Source organism: Rhizobium binae (assembly GCF_017357225.1).
In the GTDB taxonomy this organism is placed as follows: Bacteria; Pseudomonadota; Alphaproteobacteria; order Rhizobiales; family Rhizobiaceae; genus Rhizobium; species Rhizobium binae.
On record NZ_CP071604.1, the window covers coordinates 4286337 to 4308759 of the forward strand.

21 protein-coding genes are annotated in these 22423 nt (G+C 61.7%); 16 read left to right on the forward strand and 5 right to left on the reverse strand.

Annotated elements, in window-relative coordinates; translation table 11 throughout:
• Positions 1–11 precede the first annotated feature (11 nt).
• The gene (locus J2J99_RS20940) at positions 12–656 is read right to left on the reverse strand and encodes an arylesterase (RefSeq protein WP_168301683.1); all 645 of its coding nucleotides are present in this window, start codon (positions 654–656) and stop codon (positions 12–14) included.
• A 72-nt stretch (positions 657–728) separates the two neighbouring features.
• On the opposite strand from J2J99_RS20940, the gene J2J99_RS20945 reads away from it, so the two are divergent.
• The 3 genes from J2J99_RS20945 to J2J99_RS20955 all read left to right on the forward strand — a co-directional run bounded on the left by J2J99_RS20945 (position 729) and on the right by J2J99_RS20955 (position 4884).
• Positions 729–1436: an ABC transporter ATP-binding protein gene (locus J2J99_RS20945; protein ID WP_168301682.1), complete on the forward strand. Its 708-nt coding sequence runs from the start codon at positions 729–731 to the stop codon at positions 1434–1436.
• Positions 1433–3976: an ABC transporter permease gene (locus J2J99_RS20950; protein ID WP_168301681.1), complete on the forward strand. Its 2544-nt coding sequence runs from the start codon at positions 1433–1435 to the stop codon at positions 3974–3976. Before J2J99_RS20945 ends, J2J99_RS20950 begins: the two co-directional genes overlap by 4 nt.
• 179 nt (positions 3977–4155) lie before the next feature.
• Positions 4156–4884 carry a Bax inhibitor-1/YccA family protein gene (locus J2J99_RS20955; protein WP_168301680.1) on the forward strand — a complete coding sequence of 243 codons (729 nt, stop codon included), beginning with the start codon at positions 4156–4158 and terminating at the stop codon, positions 4882–4884.
• 144 nt (positions 4885–5028) lie between these two features.
• On the opposite strand, the gene J2J99_RS20960 is transcribed toward J2J99_RS20955, so the two are convergent.
• The gene (locus tag J2J99_RS20960) at positions 5029–6399 is read right to left on the reverse strand and encodes an IS1182 family transposase (RefSeq protein ID WP_207600942.1); all 1371 of its coding nucleotides are present in this window, start codon (positions 6397–6399) and stop codon (positions 5029–5031) included.
• Positions 6400–6540: 141 nt separating this feature from the next.
• On the opposite strand from J2J99_RS20960, the gene J2J99_RS20965 reads away from it, so the two are divergent.
• Positions 6541–7098, forward strand: coding sequence for a GNAT family N-acetyltransferase (locus J2J99_RS20965; protein WP_168302263.1), 558 nt, complete (start codon positions 6541–6543; stop codon positions 7096–7098).
• 6 nt (positions 7099–7104) lie between these two features.
• Here J2J99_RS20965 and J2J99_RS20970 read toward each other — a convergent pair whose 3' ends face one another.
• The 3 genes from J2J99_RS20970 to acnA form a co-directional block, all read right to left on the reverse strand.
• Positions 7105–7506, reverse strand: a complete 402-nt coding sequence (locus J2J99_RS20970) for a DUF2794 domain-containing protein (RefSeq protein ID WP_168302262.1) — start codon at positions 7504–7506, stop codon at positions 7105–7107.
• A gap of 289 nt (positions 7507–7795) precedes the next feature.
• On the reverse strand, positions 7796–8536 hold the full coding sequence (locus J2J99_RS20975; protein ID WP_168302261.1) for a DUF1223 domain-containing protein: 741 nt from the start codon (positions 8534–8536) through the stop codon (positions 7796–7798).
• Between the two features lie 234 nt (positions 8537–8770).
• Positions 8771–11461, reverse strand: coding sequence for an aconitate hydratase AcnA (gene acnA / locus J2J99_RS20980; protein ID WP_168302260.1), 2691 nt, complete (start codon positions 11459–11461; stop codon positions 8771–8773).
• 262 nt (positions 11462–11723) lie between these two features.
• Here acnA and ccmA point away from each other — a divergent pair, with 262 nt between their 5' ends.
• The 12 genes from ccmA to J2J99_RS21040 all read left to right on the forward strand — a co-directional run bounded on the left by ccmA (position 11724) and on the right by J2J99_RS21040 (position 22344).
• Positions 11724–12371: a heme ABC exporter ATP-binding protein CcmA gene (ccmA, locus tag J2J99_RS20985; RefSeq protein WP_168302259.1), complete on the forward strand. Its 648-nt coding sequence runs from the start codon at positions 11724–11726 to the stop codon at positions 12369–12371.
• Positions 12368–13027, forward strand: coding sequence for a heme exporter protein CcmB (ccmB, locus tag J2J99_RS20990; RefSeq protein ID WP_168302258.1), 660 nt, complete (start codon positions 12368–12370; stop codon positions 13025–13027). Before ccmA ends, ccmB begins: the two co-directional genes overlap by 4 nt.
• Before the next feature lie 47 nt (positions 13028–13074).
• Positions 13075–13836: a heme ABC transporter permease gene (locus J2J99_RS20995; RefSeq protein WP_168302257.1), complete on the forward strand. Its 762-nt coding sequence runs from the start codon at positions 13075–13077 to the stop codon at positions 13834–13836.
• A gap of 3 nt (positions 13837–13839) precedes the next feature.
• Positions 13840–14007, forward strand: coding sequence for a heme exporter protein CcmD (gene ccmD / locus J2J99_RS21000; protein WP_168302256.1), 168 nt, complete (start codon positions 13840–13842; stop codon positions 14005–14007).
• Positions 14004–14612, forward strand: coding sequence for a DsbE family thiol:disulfide interchange protein (locus tag J2J99_RS21005; RefSeq protein ID WP_168302255.1), 609 nt, complete (start codon positions 14004–14006; stop codon positions 14610–14612). Before ccmD ends, J2J99_RS21005 begins: the two co-directional genes overlap by 4 nt.
• Positions 14613–14789: 177 nt before the next feature.
• Positions 14790–15179 (forward strand): helix-turn-helix domain-containing protein, encoded by a 390-nt coding sequence (locus J2J99_RS21010; RefSeq protein ID WP_425526056.1) that lies wholly within the window; start codon positions 14790–14792, stop codon positions 15177–15179.
• On the forward strand, positions 15176–17197 hold the full coding sequence (gene hyfB, locus J2J99_RS21015) for a hydrogenase 4 subunit B (protein WP_168302254.1): 2022 nt from the start codon (positions 15176–15178) through the stop codon (positions 17195–17197). Before J2J99_RS21010 ends, hyfB begins: the two co-directional genes overlap by 4 nt.
• On the forward strand, positions 17188–18144 hold the full coding sequence (locus tag J2J99_RS21020) for a respiratory chain complex I subunit 1 family protein (protein ID WP_168302253.1): 957 nt from the start codon (positions 17188–17190) through the stop codon (positions 18142–18144). The genes hyfB and J2J99_RS21020 overlap by 10 nt, the downstream gene beginning before the upstream one ends.
• Positions 18144–18809, forward strand: a complete 666-nt coding sequence (locus J2J99_RS21025) for a hydrogenase-4 component E (protein ID WP_168302252.1) — start codon at positions 18144–18146, stop codon at positions 18807–18809. The genes J2J99_RS21020 and J2J99_RS21025 overlap by 1 nt, the downstream gene beginning before the upstream one ends.
• Entirely contained in the window at positions 18806–20269 is a 1464-nt protein-coding gene (locus J2J99_RS21030; RefSeq protein WP_168302251.1) for a hydrogenase 4 subunit F, read from the forward strand. Before J2J99_RS21025 ends, J2J99_RS21030 begins: the two co-directional genes overlap by 4 nt.
• An 11-nt stretch (positions 20270–20280) precedes the next feature.
• The gene (locus tag J2J99_RS21035; RefSeq protein ID WP_168302250.1) at positions 20281–21798 is read left to right on the forward strand and encodes a hydrogenase large subunit; all 1518 of its coding nucleotides are present in this window, start codon (positions 20281–20283) and stop codon (positions 21796–21798) included.
• Positions 21799–21810: 12 nt separating this feature from the next.
• Positions 21811–22344, forward strand: a complete 534-nt coding sequence (locus J2J99_RS21040; RefSeq protein ID WP_168302249.1) for an NADH-quinone oxidoreductase subunit B family protein — start codon at positions 21811–21813, stop codon at positions 22342–22344.
• Positions 22345–22423: the final 79 nt, after the last annotated feature.

Consider the following 22423-nt stretch of genomic DNA (forward strand, 5'->3'; position numbering starts at 1 on the left):
CGCGCAAGCCCTTATTTCTTCACAGTAGAAATCGTCCTGACGAAATTTGTGACATCGGATTCCATCTTTTCGACCATGACATCGACACCTCTCGCATTTGGATGCATCCCGTCGTCGAGTTTCAGCCCCGCATCGAGCGCCACCCCGTCGAGGAAGAAGGCATAAAGCGGAACCCCATGTTTTTCCGAAAGCTTCTGATAGATCGGATTGAAGCGTGCGGCATAATCCGCCCCCATATTGGGCGGCGCCATCATGCCAACGAGCAGCACCGCGATGCCCCGCTGCTTCAGCCGGCCAATCATCTGGTCGAGGTTCTTCTCGCTCTCTTCCGGCGGGATGCCGCGCAGCGCATCGTTGGCGCCTAGCTCCAGGATGACGCCGTCGGTGCCGTCGGGCACGGACCAGTCGATGCGGGCAAGCCCGGCCGTCGTCGTGTCGCCCGAGACGCCGGCATTGGCAACGGCGACGTCGAGCCCCTTCGCCTTCAAGGCCGCCTGCAGCTTCTCCGGAAAGCCATTCCCGGGCGGCAGTTGATAGCCCGCCATCAGGCTGTCCCCAAAACCGACGAGATTGATCGTCCGGGCCGCGGCGGCACCGGCAAAGATCAGCGAGATGGCGATGACGGTGAATTGAAGGGCGGCAACTTTAAATCTCATTCTGGCTTCCCTAGATTGGCGAGGTGCCGTCATCCGGCCATTCGGTTAGAGATTCATATAGGGCGATTTCTGTTGGCAAAAACCATCATCGAGTTGAAGGGCGCCGATCTGACCCTTGGCAGTGCAGCCGCTTCCGTCCATGTGCTGAAGGGCATCGATCTCGATATATCAGTCGGCGAATCCGTCGGCATCGTCGGCCCCTCCGGTTCCGGCAAGTCGACGCTGCTGATGGTGCTTGCCGGATTGGAGAAGCTCGACAACGGTGAAATCAACATCAACGACACGCCGCTCCATGCGCTCAGCGAGGACGAGGTCGCCGATTTCCGCGGCCGCAACATCGGGATCGTCTTCCAGTCCTTCCACCTGATCGCCAATATGACGGCGCTGGAAAACGTCGCCGTGCCACTGGAGCTCGCCAATGTTCGCAACGCCTTCGAAATCGCCCATCGCGAGCTGAATTCGGTCGGCCTCGGCGAACGCCTGAACCACTATCCCGGCCAGCTTTCCGGCGGCGAACAGCAGCGCGTGGCGATCGCCAGAGCGCTCGCCCCCTCGCCCGCTTTGCTGATCGCCGACGAGCCCACCGGCAATCTCGATACCGAGACCGGCCGCCAGATCGCCGACCTGCTGTTTTCCAAACAGGCCGAACGCGGCATGACCCTGCTGCTCGTCACCCACGACGTCTCGCTTGCGAACCGCTGCTCGCGCCAGATCCGCGTCCGCTCCGGCCGGATCGAAGGCGACAGCGCCGCCCGCCGCAGCGAGGCGGCGATCGCATGAGGATGATCACGCCGCGCACCGCGCTTGCTTTTCGCCTGGCGCTCCGTGAGCTGCGCGGCGGCATTCGCGGCTTCTACATCTTCCTCGCCTGCATCGCGCTCGGCACAGGCGCGATTGCCGCCGTCAATTCGGTTTCGCAGTCAATCACCGACACGATTGCCTCGCAGGGGCAGGAGCTCTTGGCCGGCGACGTCCGCTTCGAACTCAACAACCGCGAGGCTACACCTGAGGAAATGGCTTTCCTCGAAAGTCTCGGCACCGTCTCGGTGTCGACCGGTCTGCGCTCGATGGCCCGCACGCCGGATGGTTCCGACCAGGCGCTGGTCGAGGTCAAGGCCGTCGACGATGCCTACCCGCTCTATGGCAGCTTCGCGGCCGAGCCGGACTATCCGCTTGCAGCCCTGCTTTCGGCCCAGAGCGGCACCTATGGCGCGGTCGCAGCCCCGCTGCTGCTTGATCGGCTTGGCCTTGCGGTCGGCGACGAATTGCTGCTCGGCAATGTCAAACTCAGCATCACCGGCACCGTCAAGACCGAACCGGACGCCCTCTCCGAAGGCTTCGGGTTTGCGCCGCGCCTGCTCGTCAGCCGTCGGGCGCTCCAGGCCTCGGGGTTGATCCAGACCGGAAGCCTGGTCGAACATGCCTACAAGATCCGGCTGGAGGACAAGAGCGCTATATCGGGCATCCAGGCGCGCGCCTCCAGGGAATTCCCCTCCGCCGGCTGGGCGATCCGCACCAGCGACCGGGCCGCGCCCTCGCTTACCGAAAACATCACCCGCTTCTCGCAGTTCCTGACGCTGGTCGGCTTGACTGCGCTGATCGTCGGCGGCGTCGGCGTCGCCAATGCGGTGCGGGCCTTTCTCGATTCCAAACGCACCACCATCGCAAGCTTCAAATGCCTCGGTGCGCCGGCCGCCGTCGTCGTGCTGATCTATCTATTCCAGATCTCCATCATCGCGCTTGGCGGCATCATGATCGGCCTTGTCGTCGGCGCCCTGTCGCCGATCTTCGCCGCGCAGTTCCTGGCGCAATTCCTGCCGGTGTCGACAGCGCCGACGCTCTATCCCGGCGCCCTGCTGCTTGCGGCGCTCTTCGGCATCCTCACGACGCTCGCCTTCGCCATCCTGCCGCTCGGCCATGCCCGCGAGGTGCCGGCGACGGCGCTCTTCCGCGAGCAGGGTTTCGAGGCCCGCCGCCTGCCGTCCTGGCCCTATATCCTGCTGGCCGCCTTCTTCATGGCGGCACTTGCCGGCCTCGCCGTCCTCACCGCCTATGACCGCTTCATCGCCGTCGTCTTCGTCGGCGCGATCCTCTTCGCCTTTGTCATGCTGCGCCTGGTCGCCGCCCTGATCGCCTGGCTCGCGCGCCGCAGCCCGCGCGTCAACTCGCCGGCGCTAAGGCTTGCGATCGGCAACATCCACCGTCCCGGCGCCCTGACGCCCTCGGTGGTGCTGTCGCTCGGCCTTGGCCTGGCGTTGCTGGTGACGCTGACCTTGATCGACGGCAACCTGCGCCAGCAGCTGACCGGTCGGATGAACGAGGGGGCGCCGAACTTCTTCTTCGTCGATATCCAGAGCGCCGAGGTCGATGCATTCCGCAATCTCGTCCAGGCGCAGGCGCCAAAGGGCAAGCTCATGGAGGTGCCGATGCTGCGCGGCCGCATCGTCGCCTTCAACGGCGAGGACGTCAGCAAGATGAACGTGCCGGCCGCCGGCCGCTGGGTGCTGAACGGCGATCGCGGCATCACCTACGCCGACACCCTGCCGGAAAATGCGGCGCTGACGGAAGGCAGTTGGTGGGAAAAGGATTACAATGGCGAGCCGCTCGTCTCCTTCTCCTCGGAAGAAGCGCATGAACTCGGCCTGAAGATCGGCGACAGCGTCACCGTCAATGTGCTCGGACGCAATATCACGGCCAAGATCGCCAATCTGCGCCGCGTCCAGTGGGAATCGCTGTCAATCAATTTCGTCATGGTCTTCTCGCCGAACACCTTCCGCGGCGCTCCGCATGCCTGGCTCGCGACGCTGACCGATCCCGGCTCGACGCCGGCCGAAGATGCGGCGATCCTCAAATCCGTCACCAACACCTATCCGACGATCACCAGCGTGCGCGTCAAGGATGCGATCGATATAGTCAACCAGCTGGTGGCCCAGCTTGCGACCGCGATCCGCGCCGCGGCATCGGTGGCCCTGATCGCCTCGATCCTCGTCCTCGCCGGAGCGCTTGCCGCCGGCAACCGGGCGCGCACCCATGATGCGGTGGTGCTGAAGACGCTCGGCGCCACCCGGGCCATGCTGATCCGCGCCTTCAGTTACGAATATCTGATCCTGGGGCTCGCAACCGCGATCTTCGCGCTATTCGCCGGCGCCGTCGCCGCCTGGTTCATCGTCGCCCGCATCATGCGCCTGCCCTCGGCCTTTCTGCCCGATGTGGCGGGACTGACGCTGGTGACGGCGCTCGTCCTGACCGTCGGTATCGGCCTGATCGGCACCTGGCGCATCCTCGGGCAGAAGGCGGCGCCCGTCCTGCGCGAGCTATGACCGGATAGCGACGGCCAAACCCTTCACCTTACGGCGATTTAACCGGCCGGGCCTTTGCAAGCCTCTTGTTTGCAAGGGGCGGAGGCCTCATATTGTCTGCAGGCATGCTGGAGCTCCGCAGCGGCGCCCGGGTCGAAAACCCGACACCGTAACTCCATCGGAGCTTGTAAGAGGAAACTATGGCTGACCTTCGTAACTATCAAAGCCGCGCTCAGACCGGCGAGATGATTGATCAAGGCCTCCGCGCTTATATGCTCAAGGTCTACAACCTGATGGCGCTGGGTCTGGCGATCACCGGTGTGGCCGCATATCTGTCGTTCCAACTCGCTTTCTCCAATGGCGAGATTACCGCTTTCGGCCAGGCGATCTATCTGAGCCCGCTGAAATGGGTGGTCATTCTGGCGCCGCTGGCTCTGGTGTTCTTCCTGAGCTTTCGGATCCATAGCATGACGGTGAGCGCCGCCCAGACGACCTTCGCGATCTATGCCGCGCTCGTCGGCCTGTCGCTTTCGTCGATCTTCCTGATCTATACCGGTCAGAGCGTCGTGCAGACCTTCTTCGTCACCGCGGCCTCGTTCGGCGCGCTGTCGCTTTACGGTTACTCGACGAAGCGTGACCTGTCGGCAATCGGCTCGTTCCTGATCATGGGTCTCTTCGGCCTGATCATCGCCTCGCTCGTAAACGTCTTCCTGGCCTCATCCGCGATGCAGTTCGCAATCTCGGTGATCGGCGTGCTGATCTTCGCGGGCCTCACCGCCTACGACACGCAGCGGATCAAGGAGCTTTACTATGAAGCTGATGACGTGGCTGTTGCCGGCCGCAAGGCGATCATGGGCGCGCTGACGCTCTATCTCGACTTCATCAACCTCTTTATGTTCCTGCTGCAGTTCATGGGCAACCGTAAATAAGCAGGTCCATCAAGATCGAAAAGGCGGCTTCGGCCGCCTTCAGACAGCTGACAAACCCGTCGATATTTTTCGGCGGGTTTTATTTTGGAGTTGGCTGCTTCGAATTGGGTGCGGCTGCGGAGCGGAGGTGGCGGCCTGTGGCCCTCATGCCATGGCTGGTTTGGGTGCTTTGGTGAGCGCCATTGCGATCTTCTTGATGTTTTGGGCTGCGGCGGCCAGCAGGCACTGACAAGCGACGCGGGTCAGACTTCGAAAGCGCGCATAGCGGTGCCCGTGAAGCTGCTTGGCATCGGCGAAGGAGCGCTCGACTGTCTCCTTGCGGCGCTTGTAGATCGCCTTGCCCCAGGGCGTCAGGCGATGAGCGTCGGTGCGCTCCCGGGCGTCTTGCCAGACATGACGGGTGATGGTGCGGACGGCCTTGCTGTTGCTGGTGCACGACGCCAGCAACGGGCAGGAACAGCAGATGGCCGGATCGGATGTGTAGTGTTTGTAGCCGTTGCGGTCGGTGGTGGCATAGGTCAAGAGCTGACCTTCGGGGCAGCGGTAGCCGTCTGTCTCGGGCTCATAGTCGAATTTCGACTTGCGCATCATGCCGGCCTTGGGCGGCGTCGGATTGCGGTAGCCGGTGACGCCGAGAATAGTGCGATCTTCAAGACCCTTGGCGATGCCGGATGTGGCATAGCCGGCATCGAGCCCGACCGCCTTCACATCGAAGTCGAAGCGATGCCGCTGCCGGTCCAGCCGATCGAGATAGACGATACTGTCATGCACATTGGCCGGCGTCACATGCGTGTCGGTGATGATGGCGAGCTTGCCGTCCACCGTGCGGTGATCGAGATAGAAGAAGCCCTTCGGCTTGCCGTCGCGCACCATGTAGCCGGCCTGGGGGTCGGTACGGCTGACCTTGGTCTGCTTCACCTGCGGCTCGCGCTCCTTCTCCGTCAACGGCTTCTGCCCATGCAGCGCCCGCTCAGCCTCGATCGCCCGGTCGAGATCGGCCCAATAGTCGGCACGCGACTTCTCGATCATGGCAAGATCGTACTTGCCCTTGTTGGCATTGGCCTTCAGATGCGTCGAGTCGGTATAAAGCACCGTGCCGTCTACCAGCTTGTGGGCGATCGCCTGTTCGACGATATGGTCGAAGATATCCTGGGCCACCGATGTGTCGCTGAAGCGCCGACGCCGGTTCTGGCTCAGCGTCGAGGCGTCGAACACGCCATCTGCCAGCTTCAACCGCAGGAACCAGCGATAGGCGACGTTGACCTCGATCTCGCGCACCAGCTGACGCTCGGAGCGGATGCCGAACAAATAACCGATGAACAAGGCCCTGAACATCAAGGTCGGATCAAGCGCTGGCCGGCCGTTGTCCGGGCAGTAAAGCAAAGCCACACGATCATGAATGAAGGAAAAGTCGATCACCTGATCAATCTTGCGAAGCAGGTGATCCTTCGGCACTAGGCTATCGAGCGTCACCATCTCGATCGCCGTCTGTTCGGCAGAGGGTTTCTTCAACATGTCCCAATGAATCACAAAACCCCCGGCATCGCCAGGGGTTTGTCAGCAGTCTGAAGGCGGCTTCGGCCGCCTTTTTTGTTGCGCCGTTTTCGGAGGAATGGTTTTAGAGGAGCTCTGCCCCGCCGCTGGACCAGCTGCCCGATGTCCTTTCTTCTGCGCGACGCCTTTGAGGCCGATATCCCCGCCATTACCGGGATCTATGGCGACTCCGTCCTGAACGGCGTTGCAAGCTACGAGATCACACCGCCCTCCGAGACCGAGATGGCGCAACGTTTTGCGGCGATCATCGACCAGCGATATCCCTATATCGCCGCAGTCGATGCGGATGGAGACCTGCTCGGCTACGCCTATGCCTCGGCCTTCCGCACCCGCCCGGCCTATCGCTGGATGGTCGAGGATTCGATTTACCTGGCGCCCGAAGCCCGCGGTCAAGGCATCGGCAAGGTGCTGATGAGCGAGTTGATCGACCGCTGCACTGCCCTCGGTTTTCGTCAGATGGTGGCCGTCATCGGCGGCGCAAGCCCCGCCTCGATCGCGCTTCATCTGAAGGCGGGTTTCGTGGAGGTCGGCCTGATGCAGGGCACGGGCTACAAGCATGGGCGCTGGCTGGATACGATGTTCATGCAGCGCAGCCTCGGCGAAGGCATGACGACCGATCCGGATCCATCCGTTTATCCCGGGACGCTGTCTGCACGCTGACGAGGCTTACTTATCGACGAGCTTCAAGGCCTTGTCGAATACCTTCAGCACTTGGTTCAGCTCGTGTCCGCGCTTCAGGATCATACCGTTGACGTTAATGACGGAATAGGCGCCTTGCTTGGCGGCGAGCTTCGGGTTCTTTTCGATTCGGAAGAACGGCATTTCACCGGAGCGTTTGAAGACGGAAAACACCGCCCTGTCTTTCAGGTGATCGATGGCGTAATCGCGCCATTCGCCCTCGCCGACCATGCGGCCGTAGATCCAGAGGATCGCATCGAGTTCGCGCCTATGGAAAGTCACCGGAAGCGGGTCCTTGCTTTGTCTGTACTCCCTGAGATCGACGACGACCGAGGAACTATTGTCGACGGAGCGGCTTTCGCCGTGTCGCAAATCCGGCTGATCTGTCATCAGGTCTCCAAGGCCTCCGCTTGTGACAGGAGAATGACAGTTTGCCCGAGCCGCCACAAATTGCAAGAGTGCGGCCCGTCACATTCGACTGCAGTGGACTGTGGACAGATGCGATGCTTTCTCGGCAGCGCCGCATTTCAGTCAAAACAGCGCCTCATTTGCAGGAGAATTATGCATCCCGGTTTGGCGCCAGCGCGCCAAAGGGCCCGGCGGAGCGTATCGACCTTAACCCCAGCCCCGAATACGTTCAGCCGGGCCGCCCGGACCTTCATCCGTATAGGATGAAATCTCAGATATTTTTACCCGCCAGCACCACGGTCGCGCCAAGGATCGCGGCCGGATCGCCTTCCGCGGTCGCCGACTGCAGCAGGATAGCGCAACCCTCGAGCTGCGGCCGCTGCAGCACGCTTGCCGGCAGCGTCAGATTGGTCGCCTTGCCATCCCACATGCCGACGGTTTCGACATTGGTGACGCTGTGCAGATAGGCGATCTTCTTGCCGCTGTTTTCACCCTTTTCGACGTCGATCGTCTTTTCCTTGTCGAAATAGACCATGACGACATTGGCTTTGCCCTGCCCTGCGCCGATCTTGATCTCCAATTCGTCACCACGCATCGATGCGCTGATGGGAACGGTCAGCCCGTTACCTTCGCCGCTGTAAACGTCGATCTGCCGGTTGATTCCGGTGAGATCGGAGCCGGCCAGATGACCGCGCCCGTTGACGATGGCCTGCGGCGTATAGACGTTGCTGCGGCCCATTGTCCTGGCATAGCCGTACTGGCGCTCGGTGTTTTCCTTGGAGCTCAGCGTATCGGCCCAGCCGAGATAATTCCAGTAATCGACGTGATAGGCGAGCGCAATGACATTGCCTTGGTTCACCAGCTTGCGGAACGCCGCGTCAGCGGGCGGACAGGAGGAGCAGCCCTGCGACGTGAACAACTCGACGACGCCTTTCGGCGTGCCGTCTTCGGCATGCAACGAGCCTGCGAAAACAACACCGGCGAACAGCGGGATCAAGAAACGGGGGGACATTCACCTGCACCTCTTATTCAGCGCCGACGGCAGATCGGATCCGGAAGCTCTGAGATATGAACGTACGAATAATCCTTCCGGGTCCAAACGAAAAGTCACGAACGGGTGAGACGTAGCCCGCCCGGAAGCCACAGAAAACAAATCATCGTGAACCCGCTCGAATGCTGCCGCCGCAAAAGAAAAGCCGCCGGAAATTACTCCCCGGCGGCCATTATCATGTCAGGCTCTTGACGATCAGGCAGCGAGATCGCGCAGGACGGTCTGCAGGATGCCGCCGTTGTTGAGGTAGATCACCTCGTCGAGCGTATCGACGCGCGACAACAGCGGAACGTCCTTAACGGTGCCGTCGCTATAGGTGATCTTGGCGATCTTCCGCTCGCGCGGCTTGATCTTGTCCAGGCCCTCGATGGTGACGAGTTCGTCACCCTTGAGGCCGAGGCTCTGCCAGGTCGTGCCCTCTTCGAAGACGAAGGGGATGACCCCCATTCCGACCAGGTTCGAGCGATGGATGCGCTCGAAAGACTGGGCAATCACAGCCTTGACGCCGAGCAGGTTGGTGCCCTTGGCCGCCCAGTCGCGCGACGAGCCGTTGCCGTATTCGACGCCGGCGAAGATGACGAGCGGCACGCCCTCGGACTTGTACTGCATGGCCGCGTCGTAGATCGAGGTTTCTTCCTTCGACGGGTAGTGGATGGTGTAGCCACCTTCCTTGCCGTTCGGGCCAAGCATGTGGTTGCGGATGCGAATGTTGGCGAAGGTGCCGCGCATCATCACTTCATGATTGCCACGGCGCGTGCCGTACTGGTTGAAGTCGGCAACCGCGACGTCGTGGTCGATGAGGTAGGTGCCTGCCGGCGAAGCCGCCTTGATCGAACCGGCCGGCGAGATGTGGTCGGTGGTGATCTTGTCGCCGAACAGGCCAAGGATACGCGCGCCCTTGATGTCTGCGACGCCGGTGCCCTTCTTGCCCATGCCGACGAAGTAAGGCGGGTTCTGGACATAGGTCGAATCGTCGTCCCAGGCATAGGTCTGGCCCGGCGGAACCTGGACGGCCTGCCAGTTGACGTCGCCCTTGAAGACATCGGCGTACTTGGTTTCGTAGAGCTCGCGGGTGACGTACTTCTGGATGAATTCCTGCACCTCGTGCGAGGTCGGCCAGATATCCTTGAGGTAGACGGGGTTACCGTTCTGATCCTCGCCGATCGGCTCCTTGGTCAGGTCCTTCTGCACCGTGCCGGCGAGCGCATAGGCGACGACGAGCGGCGGCGAAGCCAGATAGTTCGCCTGGACGTCGGGCGAGATGCGGCCTTCGAAGTTGCGGTTGCCGGAAAGAACGCCCGATACGATCAGGCCCTTGTCGTTGATCGTCTTCGAGATCGGCGCCGGCAGCGGGCCGGAATTGCCGATGCAGGTGGTGCAGCCGAAGCCGACGAGGTTGAAGCCGAGCTTGTCAAGATCGGCTTGCAAGCCGGACTTGGCAAGATATTCGCCGACGACCTGTGATCCCGGTGCGAGCGAAGTCTTGACCCACGGCTTGGTCTTCAGACCCTTGGCAACGGCGTTGCGGGCGAGAAGGCCGGCAGCGATCAGCACCGACGGATTGGAGGTGTTGGTGCAGGAGGTGATGGCGGCAATCGCCACGTCGCCATGGCCGAGATCGAAATCCGTGCCTTCGACCGCATAGCGGTTGTTGAGCTGGCCGGGCTTCTTGTAATCGGCATCCATCGAGCCGGCAAAACCGGAAGCGATGTTTTCGAGCGCGATGCGGCCTTCCGGACGCTTCGGGCCGGCCATCGACGGCACGACGTCGCCGAGGTCGAGTTCGAGCGTGTCGGTGAAGACCAGATCGGAACCGTCGCCCTCACGCCACATGCCCTGGGCCTTCGAATAGGCTTCGACCAGCGCGATCCGATCATGCGTGCGGCCGGACATGGTGAGGTAATTGATGGTTTCACCGTCAACCGGGAAGAAGCCGCAGGTAGCGCCGTATTCCGGACCCATATTGCCGATTGTTGCGCGGTCGGCGAGCGGCATATTGTCCATGCCGGGGCCGAAGAATTCGACGAACTTGGAAACGACGCCCTTCTTGCGCAGCATCTGCACGACGGTCAGAACGAGGTCGGTCGCGGTGACGCCTTCCTTGAGCTTGCCGGTCAGCTTGAAGCCGATGACTTCGGGCAACAGCATCGATACCGGCTGGCCGAGCATCGCCGCCTCCGCTTCGATCCCGCCTACGCCCCAGCCGAGAACGCCGAGACCGTTGATCATCGTCGTGTGGCTGTCGGTGCCGACGCAGGTATCGGGATAGGCTATCGTTTCGCCGTCTTCTTCCTTGGTCCAGACGGTCTGGCCGAGATATTCGAGGTTGACCTGGTGACAGATGCCGGTGCCGGGAGGCACGACGCGGAAGTTCTTGAAGGCCTGCTGGCCCCACTTCAGGAAGCGGTAACGCTCGCCGTTGCGCTGGTATTCCAACTCGACGTTCTTGGCGAAAGCCTGCGGCGTGCCGAATTCATCGACGATGACAGAGTGGTCGATGACGAGGTCGACGGGAACAAGCGGGTTGATCTTTTCGGGATCGCCGCCGAGCGACACCATCGCGTCGCGCATCGCGGCAAGATCGACGACGGCCGGAACGCCGGTGAAGTCCTGCATCAGCACGCGCGCCGGGCGATAGGCAATCTCGTTTTCGACCGCGCCCTTGTTCTTCAGCCATTCGGCAACGGCCAGGATGTGCTCCTTGGTGACCGACTGGCCGTCTTCGAAGCGCAGCAGGTTTTCCAGCAGTACCTTCATTGAATAGGGCAGCTTGGACACGCCGGGCAGACCGTTTGCCTCAGCCTTGGGCAGGCTGTAATAGACGTAGTCCTTCCCGTTCACGGAAAGCGTGGAACGACAATTGAAACTGTCAAGAGATTTAGACACGAGAGACCCCGTTTCTGATAGCCAACACAGTCGTGCGAACGCCTATGCACTTAATGCACATCAGGATGCGGGTACGGCCATTTCCGCTGTCCGCACGTGGAGCAAACGCTCCAAGTTCGGCGCAAGGATGAAATTCACGCCGACCGCTGGCGTGGTTGCAGGTCTTATAGATAATTTCCTAAAAACTTGCCATACCCGGAAACGGTCAAATTCGGACATTTTTTGACTCCTCCGCAAGCCGAAACGAAGAAAGAATTGATGCATGCATCTCACCGCCGAAAATCTGGCCGCAAGGCGCGGTGACGATCTCATTTTCGTTAATCTTTCCTTTCACTTGGCGGCCGGCGAGGCGCTTGTGCTGACGGGGAGAAATGGATCCGGAAAGTCTACTTTGCTGCGCGTTGTCGCCGGGCTCCTGCGGCCGGAAAAGGGCACTGTCATCTTTCATGGCGACGGCAGCCGGGAAGGCCGGCATCCCGGCGAGGTCAGCCACTACCTCGGCCATCGAAATGCAATGAAAAATGAACTTACGGTTGCAGAGAACCTCGATTTCTGGCGCGACTTTCTCGAAGAAACGCAAGCCCCTGCCGGCCTGTCCCTCGAGGAGGCAGCCGAAGCCGTCGGCCTCTCGGGAATAACCCACCTTCCCTTCGGTTATCTCTCCGCCGGCCAGCAGCGCCGATTCGCCTTCGCCAAGCTGCTCGTCGCGCACCGCCCCGTCTGGATCCTCGACGAGCCCACCGCGGCCCTCGATGCCAGCGCCGACCGGCTGTTTGCTGGATTGATCGAAGCGCATCTGGCAAAAGGCGGCATCGTGCTGGCGGCAACTCATCAGCCGCTGGGACTCCAGAATGTGCAGGAATTGAAGATGACGGGCTTTGCCGGTGTGGATCAGGGAGTGTGGGGATGACCGCCCTCTTCCTCCGCGACCTGAAACTTTCCATCCGCGCCGGCGGCGGCGCGCTGATCGGCGTGCTGTTCTTCCTGACCGTCGTCGCCGTCATCCCCTTCGGCGTCGGGCCGGATCTCAAGCTGCTCTCGCGCATCGGCCCCGCCATCGTCTGGATCGGCGCGCTGCTTGCCGCCCTTCTCGGCCTCGACCGGCTGTTCCAGGCCGAGCGCGACGATGGGTCGCTCGACCTGATGCTGATGCAGGAAACGCCGCTTGTGCTCACCGTACTCCTCAAATGCTTCGCCCACTGGACCGCCACCGGCCTGCCGCTGGTCATCGCCTCGCCGCTGCTCGGCCTATTCATGAACATGGACGAGACGGCGATCGGCGCGACCATGCTGACGCTCCTTGTCGGCTCGCCGGCGATCACCTTCATCGGCGCCGTCGGCGCCGCCGTTGCCGTCGCCCTGCCTCGCGGCGGCCTGCTGGTATCGATCCTGGTCCTGCCGCTGACCATCCCGGTGCTGATCTTCGGCGTCAGCGCCACCTATGCCGCGGTCGAGGATCCTGCCCCCTTCCTACCGCCCTTCCTCATCCTGACCGCCCTGACACTGTTCTTCGCGGTGATCGGCCCGGCCGCCGCTGCGCTCGCGCTGCGAAACACGTCGGATTGAATGCCATTCGATTGCGGGAAAAGCCGGATCGAGGTAAGGAAGCGCTCATGAGCCAAACCAGCCTTGCCATCAGCAAAATCAGCGATCTCGCCAACCCGACGCGGTTCTTGGCGCTGGCGGCCCGCGTCATTCCCTGGTTGGCCGGCATCACCACCCTCTGTTTTGCGGTCGGCCTTTATTTGAGCTTTGCGACAGAAGGCGATTACCAGCAGGGCGAGACCGTGCGCATCATGTATATCCATGTGCCCGCCGCCTGGCTGTCGATGATGTGCTACACGATCATGAGCCTTTCGGCGATCGGCACGCTCGTCTGGCGCCATCCGCTCGCTGATGTTTCCGCCAAGGCCGCAGCCCCGCTCGGCGCCGCCTTTACGCTGCTGGCGCTCATCACCGGCTCGCTCTGGGGCAAGCCGATGTGGGGCACCTGGTGGGTCTGGGACGCGCGCCTGACCTCCGTCTTCGTTCTCTTTCTGATGTATCTCGGCCTGATTGCGCTGAGCCGCGCCATCGACGATCCCTCGAGGGCTGCGCGCGTCTCCGCCGTGCTGATCCTGGTCGGCTTTGTCAACATCCCGATCATCAAGTTTTCCGTCGACTGGTGGAATACGCTGCACCAGTCGGCAAGCGTGCTCAGGATCGGCGGTCCGGCGATCGACCCGGAATTCCTGCGCCCGCTCTTCGTCATGGCGATCGCCTTCACGCTGCTGTTCTTCACGCTGCACATCATGGCGATACGAAACGAGATCTGGCGCCGCCGCGTCGCCGCCCAGCGCCGTCTTGCCGCCCGCATGGCCAGCCGGGAGGAATAGGTCGTGACGCACGCCTTTTATGTCTATGCATCCTATGGCATCGCCGCATTGGTGACGATCGCCGTCGTCCTGTGGACATGGGCCGACGGCCGGGCGCGCCGCCGCGAGCTTGCGAGCCTCGAAGCCGCCGGTATCCGCCGCCGCTCGGCGCGGCCAAAGGATGGCGAATGACCGATGCGCCCGACACCAAAACTGCCAAGCCACGCGGATTTGGCCGCTATGCGCTAGCGCTTCTGCCGCTGATCGTGTTCGGCGGTATTGCCGCGACGGCCGCGAAGATGCTCTACGACCAAGATTTTCACGGCAAGAACATCGCCGAAATCCCGTCCGCCCTGATCGGCACCAAGGCGCCGTCGCTGAACCTTCCGCCACTCGACGGCGCCAACCTGCCGGCGCTGACCGACGCGGCAGTCAAAGGCAAGCTGACGCTTGTCAATGTCTTCGCCTCCTGGTGCATCCCCTGCCGCGACGAGCACCCTATTCTCAAGGAACTGGCGAAAAACGGTCGGCTGAACATCGTCGCCATCAATTACAAGGACAAGAACGAGAACGCCCTGCGCTTCCTCGGCGAACTCGGCAATCCCTATCAAGCGATCGGCGTCGACCCGAACGGCAAGGCGGCGATCGACTGGGGCGTCTACGGCATCCCGGAAAGCTACCTCGTCGGCCCAGACGGCACCATCCTCTATAAGCGCGTCGGCCCCTTCGACGACATCAGCCTGAAGGAAGGCCTGTATCCGGCGATGGAAAAGGCGCTGGGCAAGCCGGCTTCGTAAGTTTCTCCCTACGAATATACGATCTAGCTGTCGATTACGCCCGCCGAGGGCGATGCCTCCAACTCCCGCGCCTCCAGTGATCATTGATCCGGCTCCACGGACCGGTCGCACGCCATTCACCGCGATCGATCTTTTCGCGATGGTTCATATCAAAACCTCTGCTTAGACATCAGAATATTGATTTCAGACATCAATAGGCACATCATGGACCTCAACTGTCAGAGTGTGCGCAAGATAAGCGATGCTTTAATCGTGATCACTGCAGCTCAGATGCGGGCCGCCAGGGCCATTCTCGGTATCGACCAGCGGCAGTTGGCCGAACTGACAGGAATTTCGGTTCCGACGATCCAGAGAATGGAGGCGAGTGCCGATGTGGTGCGCGGGAATGTCGACACCCTGATGCGTCTGCTGGCGGCGCTGGACAGTGCAGGTGTCGAGGTGATCAACGAGGGAGCCGTTAGCACGGATGGCGGGCGCGGGGTCAGGCTCAAAGCGAAGACCAAGCCCTCAGAGAGCGCAACCACGGAACGGTCGGCGTCCTTGTCCACAGCGAGGACGAACTCGTGACATCGGTTTCAGTCCTATTGTTATGCGCGGCGGCATTGCTTGGGACGGCGGTTTTGGCGGTAGTGCTCACTCATTCGAGCCGGTCGACGCCAGTTGTCTACGGTGTGAGCCTGGCTTTCTCCGCCATCGCCTTTGTCACTGCCCTCGCATATCTTGTCGGAGAGCCTCCTTCCGCCGAAGCATCGTTGCTTGCCCTTCCTATCGGCCTTCCATGGCTGGGAAGCCATTTCCGGCTCGACGCGCTCGCTGCCTTCTTCATAGTCGTCGTCAATCTCGGCAGTACCCTTTCAGCTCTCTACGCCCTTGGTTACGGCCGTCACGAACATGCGCGGCATCGCGTGCTGCCGTTCTTTCCCGCCTTCCTCTCCGGCATGAACCTGGTGATCCTGGCGGACGATGCCTTCACCTTCCTCATCTCCTGGGAGTTCATGTCGCTTGCTTCCTGGGCACTGGTGATGGCCCACCACCGCGATGCCGATAACCGGAAGGCCGGCTACGTCTACATCGTCATGGCGAGCACCGGCTCGCTTGCCCTGTTGCTCGCATTCGGCCTCCTCGCAGGATTTGCCGGCGATTATAGCTTCGCAGCCATGCGGTTGTCGGCGCACAGTCCGTTCATGGCCGGCCTTACGCTTGTCCTGCTGCTGCTCGGCGCCGGTTCCAAGGCTGGTCTCGTGCCGTTGCATGTCTGGTTGCCGCTGGCGCATCCTGCAGCCCCAAGCCATGTTTCCGCCTTGATGAGCGGCGTCATGACCAAGGTCGCGGTCTATGGTTTCATCCGGGTGGTCTTCGATCTGCTCGGCATGCCGACCTGGTGGTCGGGTATCGTCGTGCTGATTATCGGCAGCGGGAGCGCCGTGCTCGGCATCCTGCAGGCGCTGATGGAGAGCGATCTGAAACGGTTGCTCGCCTACAGCACTATCGAAAATATCGGGATGATCTTCGTCAGCCTCGGGCTGGCGCTTGCCTTTAAGGCGAATGGTATGGAGCTGGCGGCAGCATTGGCGCTGACTGCCGCGCTATTTCATGTCCTCAACCATTCATTCTTCAAGAGCTTGCTCTTCTTCGGCGCCGGCGCGGTGCTGACGGCGACGGGTGAGCGGAACATAGACAAGCTCGGCGGCCTCATCCATCGCATGCCAGTCACGAGCGTCGTTTTCCTCGTCGGCTGCGTCGCGATCTCGGCCCTGCCGCCATTCAATGGCTTTGTTTCCGAGTGGCTGGCGTTCCAGGCTATGCTGCAGAGCCCGATTCTGCCGCAATGGGGCTTGAAGATTCTGGTGCCGGCGGTGGGCGGCATGCTGGCTTTATCAGCTGCCCTGGCGGCAGCCTGTTTCGTCAAGACATTCGGTGTGACCTTTCTCGGTCGTCCTCGCACCATTGTGGCCGAGAAGGCCGTGGAGGTCGATCGCTTCTCGCTCGCGGCGATGTGCGTGCTGGCCGCGCTGTGTCTTCTGGCGGGCATCCTGCCGGGGATTGTCATCGACGCGCTCGCGCCCGTAACGCTGTCGCTGATCGGGGAACAGATGCCGGTGCAGACGGATATTCCATGGCTGTCGATCATGCCGATCGCCGAAAGCCGCAGTACCTATAATGGTCTGCTGGTATTCCTGTTCACCCTCTTCTCAGCGTCGTCGACGGCCTATCTCATCCACCGTTTCGCCTCGCGGGCGCTGCGCCGGGCGCCCGCCTGGGATTGCGGCTTTCCCGAAATCAACCCGGCGACGCAATACACGGCAGGCAGCTTCGCCCAGCCGGTTCGGCGCGTTTTCGGGACGGTGGTTTTCCGCGCCCGCGAAAGGGTGGACATGCCGCCGCCGGGGGATCTTCGGCCGGCGCGTTTTGCCGTCGAGGCGCGTGATCTGATTTGGGAGGGACTCTACCAGCCGATCGTCGGCGTCGTCGGGTTCACCGCCGAAAAGCTCAACCATCTGCAATTCCTGACGATCCGGCGCTATCTAAGCCTGGTCTTCCTCGCGCTCGTCTTCCTGCTTCTGGTGCTGGCGCTATGGTCGTGATCTCCGCTCTCCTCGTCCAGGCCGTTCAGATGGCGCTCGTCGTGCTGATCGCGCCACTGCTGACCGGTTTCATCCGTCTGATCAAGGCGAGGTTGCTGCGCCGGCGAGGGCCTTCCATGATCCAGCCATACCGCGACATTCTGCGGCTCGTGCGCAAGGAAGTGGTGCTGGCCGAGAATGCCTCATGGCTGTTCCGGGTGACGCCCTATCTCATCTTCGCCGCGACTTGGGTCGCGGCGGCAATCATCCCGACTTTCGCCACTGGCCTCATCTTTAGCTGGACGGCGGATCTGATCGCCATCATCGCACTGCTTGGCAGTGCGCGTTTCTTTCTGGCGCTCGCCGGCATGGACGTCGGCACCAGCTTCGGCGGCATCGGATCGAGCCGCGAAGTGATGATCGCAACGCTGGCAGAACCGTCGATGCTGCTCATCATCTTCACGCTCGCCCTGATCGCCGGTTCGACCCAGCTTTCGAGCATCGCCGCCTTCATGACGTCACCGCAGGTGGGGCTGCGCGTTTCGCTGGCGATCGCCTTGATCGCGCTCGTCATGGTCGCAATCGCCGAAAACGCACGTATTCCCGTTGATAATCCCGCAACTCATCTGGAACTGACCATGGTGCACGAGGCCATGGTGCTCGAATATTCCGGACGGCACCTCGCAATCATCGAACTGGCGGCCTTTCTGAAGCTCGAGCTCTACATCTCGTTGATCGCCTGCATGTTCGTTCCGTGGAAACTCGCCGGATTGGGAGAAGGCCCTTCTGCCTATCTGGCGGGCATGCTTGCCTATCTCGCCAAGCTCGCAGTCGGCGGTGCTCTCCTCGCCCTGTTCGAAACGGCAACCGCCAAGATGCGGGTTTTCCGGGTGCCGGAGTTTCTTGGCGCCGCGCTGATGCTTGGCCTGCTCGCGACTCTGCTGCGCTTCGTTTCGAGGAGCCTTTGATGAACGGTGCGGTCTTCGACATCGCCCATATGCTCGCCGGCGGTCTGGTCTTGGTCAGCATGATGATGCTCTATCAGGACCGTCTCTACGCATTGCTCAACGTCTTCGCGCTGCATTCGCTGATATTGACCCTGTCGGTCGCCTGGCAGGCCTTCGTCCAGGATGCTCCGCATCTCTATGTCACTGCGGCGATCGCTCTCGTCTTCAAAGCCATCATTATCCCCGTCGTACTTCATCGCATGATCCGCCAACTCGGCATCCACCGTGAGATCGAAACCGTTGTCGGCATCGGCCCCACCATGCTCGCCGGCATCGGCCTCGTCGCTTTGGCGACGGTGGTAATGCTGCGGGTGACGCCGGAGGCGGATCCTCTGGCGCGCGAGGACCTCGCATTCGCATTGTCCGTCCTGCTGCTGGGACTGCTGATCATGGTCACGCGCCGCAACGCGGTCAGTCAGGTCGTGGGCTTCATGTCGCTCGAAAACGGGCTGGTGCTCGCCGCGACCGGCGCCAAGGGCATGCCGCTCGTCGTCGAGATCAGCGTCGCCTTCTCGATCCTGATCGCCTTCATCGTCATCGGCGTTTTTCTGTTTCGCATCCGCGAACGCTTCGACACGGTCGATGTCCGCGCGCTGGATGACTTTAAAGGGAGACGGCGGAAATGAATGCGTTCTCCTCCGTCGTGGCCTTTGATGCCGTGACAGCCGTCCTTGTGATTCCGCTCGCTGCGGCTGCTCTCCTGGCGCTTTTGCCCGGTTATCGGATGACGGCACGGCTGAACGTATTTGCAAGCCTGCTGACCTTGCTCGCCGCGCTTTCCTTGTTCCTGACCACGCGGCCGGCACCGGGGCAATATCTCCTCGTCGACGATCTCAATATCGTCTTCATCGTCCTCAACAGCTTCGTGGGCTTTACCACCAGCATGTTCAGTGCCAGCTACATCGCGCATGAACTGGATATCGGCCGGCTGACACCTGCAAACCTTCGTTTCTACCATGCCATGTATCAGATCATGATGTTCGGCATGAATCTGGCATTCGTGTCGAACAATATCGGCCTGATGTGGGTCGCCGTCGAGCTTGCAACGCTCGCCACCGTGCTGATGGTCGGCATCTACCGTACCCACGAAGCACTGGAAGCTGCCTGGAAATATTTCATTCTGGGAAGCGTCGGCATCGCGTTTGCGCTCTTCGGCACCATTCTCATCTACCTGGCGGCGCAGCCGGTCGTCGGCGAAGGGTATGACGCCATGGTCTGGACCATTCTGATCGATCACGCCTCGGCCTTCGATCCGGCGATTCTCAACGTCGCTTTCGTCTTTCTGCTGCTTGGCTATGGCACCAAGATCGGTCTCGCGCCATTGCATGCCTGGCTGCCCGACGCCCATGCCGAAGGCCCGACGCCGATCTCGGCGGTCCTGTCCGGCTTGCTCCTGAATGTCGCGCTCTATGCGGTCTTGCGCTTCAAGATGCTGTTGTCGGCCAATCCCGAAGCTCTTGCGCCTGGACCGCTGATGATGACGATGGGGCTTGCCTCGCTGATTTTCGCAGCCTTCATGCTCTATCGTCGCCGCGACATCAAACGCCTGTTCGCCTATTCTTCGATCGAGCACATGGGCATTATCGTCTTTGCTTTCGGCCTCGGCGGACCATTCGCCAATTTCGCCGGACTATTGCATATGGTCATGCATTCGCTGACGAAATCGGCGATCTTCTTCGCCGTCGGCCATATTGCTCAGGTCAAGGGAACGCAAAGGCTCTCCGCTATCCGCGGCCTCAGCGAAACGCATCCCGGGCTGGGCTGGGGCTTGCTGACCGGCGTTGTCGCCATCGCCGGCGTGCCGCCGGCGGGGATATTCATGAGCGAGTTCCTGATCGTCAGTTCAGCTTTCGCAAAGCAACCGCTGCTCGCCATTCCGCTCGTCTTCGGATTGCTGGTCGCTTTCGGTGCACTGCTGCTGCGGCTCACGGGAGCGGTGTTCGGACAGCCCCGCGGCAGCACGGCGCCCGCCGAGGCATCCTATGTGCCGATGTATGCTCATCTCGTGCTGGTGCTGGTCGCCGGCGTCTATCTGCCGTCAGAGCTGGTTGCCTGGTTCCAGCATATCGCCAACCTTCTTCGATGATGCGAGGGGAGATGTCGACGCTCAGTGATATCCTCAAGAAAGGTCGTTCCGTTCCGCACCACGCTCCGTGGCAGCGCGCCATCGTCGATGCGGCCACATGGACATTGGCCATATCGGCGCTATCCGAAGGGCGCCTGATCCTGCTCGGCCTATGGGGCGAGGCGAGTGCCGTTCATATGGCCTTACTCGACGAACCGACCCGCGCGATCGGAGTCCTCAGTCTGGAAGAGCAGGAGGAGGGCGGATATCCTTCCGTCGCGCAATTGCATCCGCCGGCGTTGCGGCTGGAGCGGGCGCTCCGCGACCTCACGGGGCTTGAACCGCAGGATTTGCCGGATGGCCGGCCGTGGCTCGATCACGGCCGCTGGGATCTGCGCCATCCTCTCGGAGAGCGCGGGGTTGCGTTGCCGGAAGTCGGGCCTTATGCCTTTTTGCCCGCCGAAGGTGATAGTCTGCACCAGATCGCGGTTGGCCCGGTGCACGCCGGCATCATCGAGCCGGGACATTTCCGCTTTGCAGCCAATGGCGAGACGGTCGTCCGCCTTGAGGAGCGACTCGGCTATGTCCACAAGGGGATAGAGGCGCTGATGGCAGGCGCGGATCTGATCCGCGGAGCCCAGCTCGCCGGGAGAGTCTCCGGCGACAGCACCGTCGCATACGCCTATGCTTTTTCGCGGGCCGTCGAGGCCGCGTTAGGGATTGATGTTCCGCCTCGGGCAATCTGGTTGCGCGCCCTGATGGCGGAATTGGAAAGGCTCGCCAACCATCTCGGCGACATCGGCGCCATCTGCAACGACGCCGCGTTTCCACTGATGCTGGCTCATTGCGGCGTGCTGCGCGAGCGTGTGTTGCGGGCAGCCGATGCCGCCTTCGGTCACCGCCTGATGCGCGACCGTATCGTGCCCGGCGGCGTCACCAGCGATCTGAATGGCGACGGGGCGGCCGGCTTGCGAAGCCTTCTTCTCGAAATCCGCCGTCAGTTTCCGGCCCTGGTCGAGCTCTACGACAACACTGCCTCCTTGCAGGACCGGACGGTCGGCACAGGTAGGCTGCGCGCCGAATTGGCACGCGCGTACGGGGCAGGCGGCTACGTCGGGCGCGCATCCGGGCGCGGTTTCGATACCCGGCAGGCCCTGCGCTTTCCGCCGTATGATCATTTGGTCTTCGACGTTCCGGTGCTTAACGACGGCGATGTCAACGCCCGCGTCTGGATCCGTATTCGGGAGGTCGAGGAGAGCCTGTTGCTCATCGAGCAGATTCTCGATCGTCTCCCGATCGGATCTGTCCTCAAAGCAATCCCTTCCGTCGGTGAACGTCGGGAAGGCATGGCGCTTGTCGAGGGTTTTCGTGGTGACGTGCTGGTCTGGCTTCGGCTTGCACCGGAGGGTGTCGTCGAACGCTGCCATCTACGCGATCCATCCTGGTTTCAGTGGCCGCTGATCGAGGCAGCGATCGAAGGCAATATCGTTGCCGATTTCCCGCTCTGCAACAAGTCGTTCAATTGTTCCTATTCTGGTCATGATCTTTGAAGGCAGGCTCGCATGCGAAAACTCCTCTTCGAAAACCTGATCCGCCTGCCGCTGACGGAACCGGCGCCATCCCCCTCCGATGCGGCAATGGAAGAGCTCATCGCCGCTATCGACAAAACCGCTCGCCGGCGCCTTGGGCGCAGCCTGTCAATCCGCGCAGTCGATGCCGGTTCCTGTAACGGCTGCGAGTTGGAGATGCACGCGCTGAGCAATGCCTTCTACGATATAGAGCGTTTCGGCATGCGTTTCGTTGCCTCGCCGCGCCATGCCGACGTGCTGCTCGTAACTGGTCCCGTAACCAAGAACATGCGCGAAGCGCTGGAACGGACAAACAACGCCACACCGGCTCCAAAGTGGGTGGTTGCGCTCGGTGGTTGCGCCCGCGACGGTGGCTGTTTTGCGGGCAGTTATGCGGTTGTCGGCGGGGTCTCCAAGGTCATACCCGTCGACCTGCATATTCCAGGTTGCCCGCCGTCGCCGACGGACATCCTCCGAGGTCTTCTTTCTTTACTTGAATACGTGGACACAGGAGGCCGCGCTTCGTGACGGCGAGCTTCAATGGTTCGACTTCTCCAGGCTGGACTTGTTGCAATAAGGATGCTGATCACGGCGGCACTCACCCTTC

What these genes read in the sequence shown, in the direction of transcription:
- J2J99_RS20940 (WP_168301683.1), bottom strand. Translation starts at nt 656, where the DNA reads ATGAGATTTAAAGTTGCCGCCCTTCAATTCACCGTCATCGCCATCTCG.
- J2J99_RS20950 (WP_168301681.1), top strand. Translation starts at nt 1,433, where the DNA reads ATGAGGATGATCACGCCGCGCACCGCGCTTGCTTTTCGCCTGGCGCTC.
- J2J99_RS20955 (WP_168301680.1), top strand. Translation starts at nt 4,156, where the DNA reads ATGGCTGACCTTCGTAACTATCAAAGCCGCGCTCAGACCGGCGAGATG.
- J2J99_RS20960 (WP_207600942.1), bottom strand. Translation starts at nt 6,399, where the DNA reads ATGTTGAAGAAACCCTCTGCCGAACAGACGGCGATCGAGATGGTGACG.
- J2J99_RS20965 (WP_168302263.1), top strand. Translation starts at nt 6,541, where the DNA reads ATGTCCTTTCTTCTGCGCGACGCCTTTGAGGCCGATATCCCCGCCATT.
- J2J99_RS20970 (WP_168302262.1), bottom strand. Translation starts at nt 7,506, where the DNA reads ATGACAGATCAGCCGGATTTGCGACACGGCGAAAGCCGCTCCGTCGAC.
- J2J99_RS20975 (WP_168302261.1), bottom strand. Translation starts at nt 8,536, where the DNA reads ATGTCCCCCCGTTTCTTGATCCCGCTGTTCGCCGGTGTTGTTTTCGCA.
- ccmA (WP_168302259.1), top strand. Translation starts at nt 11,724, where the DNA reads ATGCATCTCACCGCCGAAAATCTGGCCGCAAGGCGCGGTGACGATCTC.
- ccmB (WP_168302258.1), top strand. Translation starts at nt 12,368, where the DNA reads ATGACCGCCCTCTTCCTCCGCGACCTGAAACTTTCCATCCGCGCCGGC.
- J2J99_RS20995 (WP_168302257.1), top strand. Translation starts at nt 13,075, where the DNA reads ATGAGCCAAACCAGCCTTGCCATCAGCAAAATCAGCGATCTCGCCAAC.
- J2J99_RS21005 (WP_168302255.1), top strand. Translation starts at nt 14,004, where the DNA reads ATGACCGATGCGCCCGACACCAAAACTGCCAAGCCACGCGGATTTGGC.
- J2J99_RS21020 (WP_168302253.1), top strand. Translation starts at nt 17,188, where the DNA reads ATGGTCGTGATCTCCGCTCTCCTCGTCCAGGCCGTTCAGATGGCGCTC.
- J2J99_RS21025 (WP_168302252.1), top strand. Translation starts at nt 18,144, where the DNA reads ATGAACGGTGCGGTCTTCGACATCGCCCATATGCTCGCCGGCGGTCTG.
- J2J99_RS21030 (WP_168302251.1), top strand. Translation starts at nt 18,806, where the DNA reads ATGAATGCGTTCTCCTCCGTCGTGGCCTTTGATGCCGTGACAGCCGTC.
- J2J99_RS21035 (WP_168302250.1), top strand. Translation starts at nt 20,281, where the DNA reads ATGTCGACGCTCAGTGATATCCTCAAGAAAGGTCGTTCCGTTCCGCAC.
- J2J99_RS21040 (WP_168302249.1), top strand. Translation starts at nt 21,811, where the DNA reads ATGCGAAAACTCCTCTTCGAAAACCTGATCCGCCTGCCGCTGACGGAA.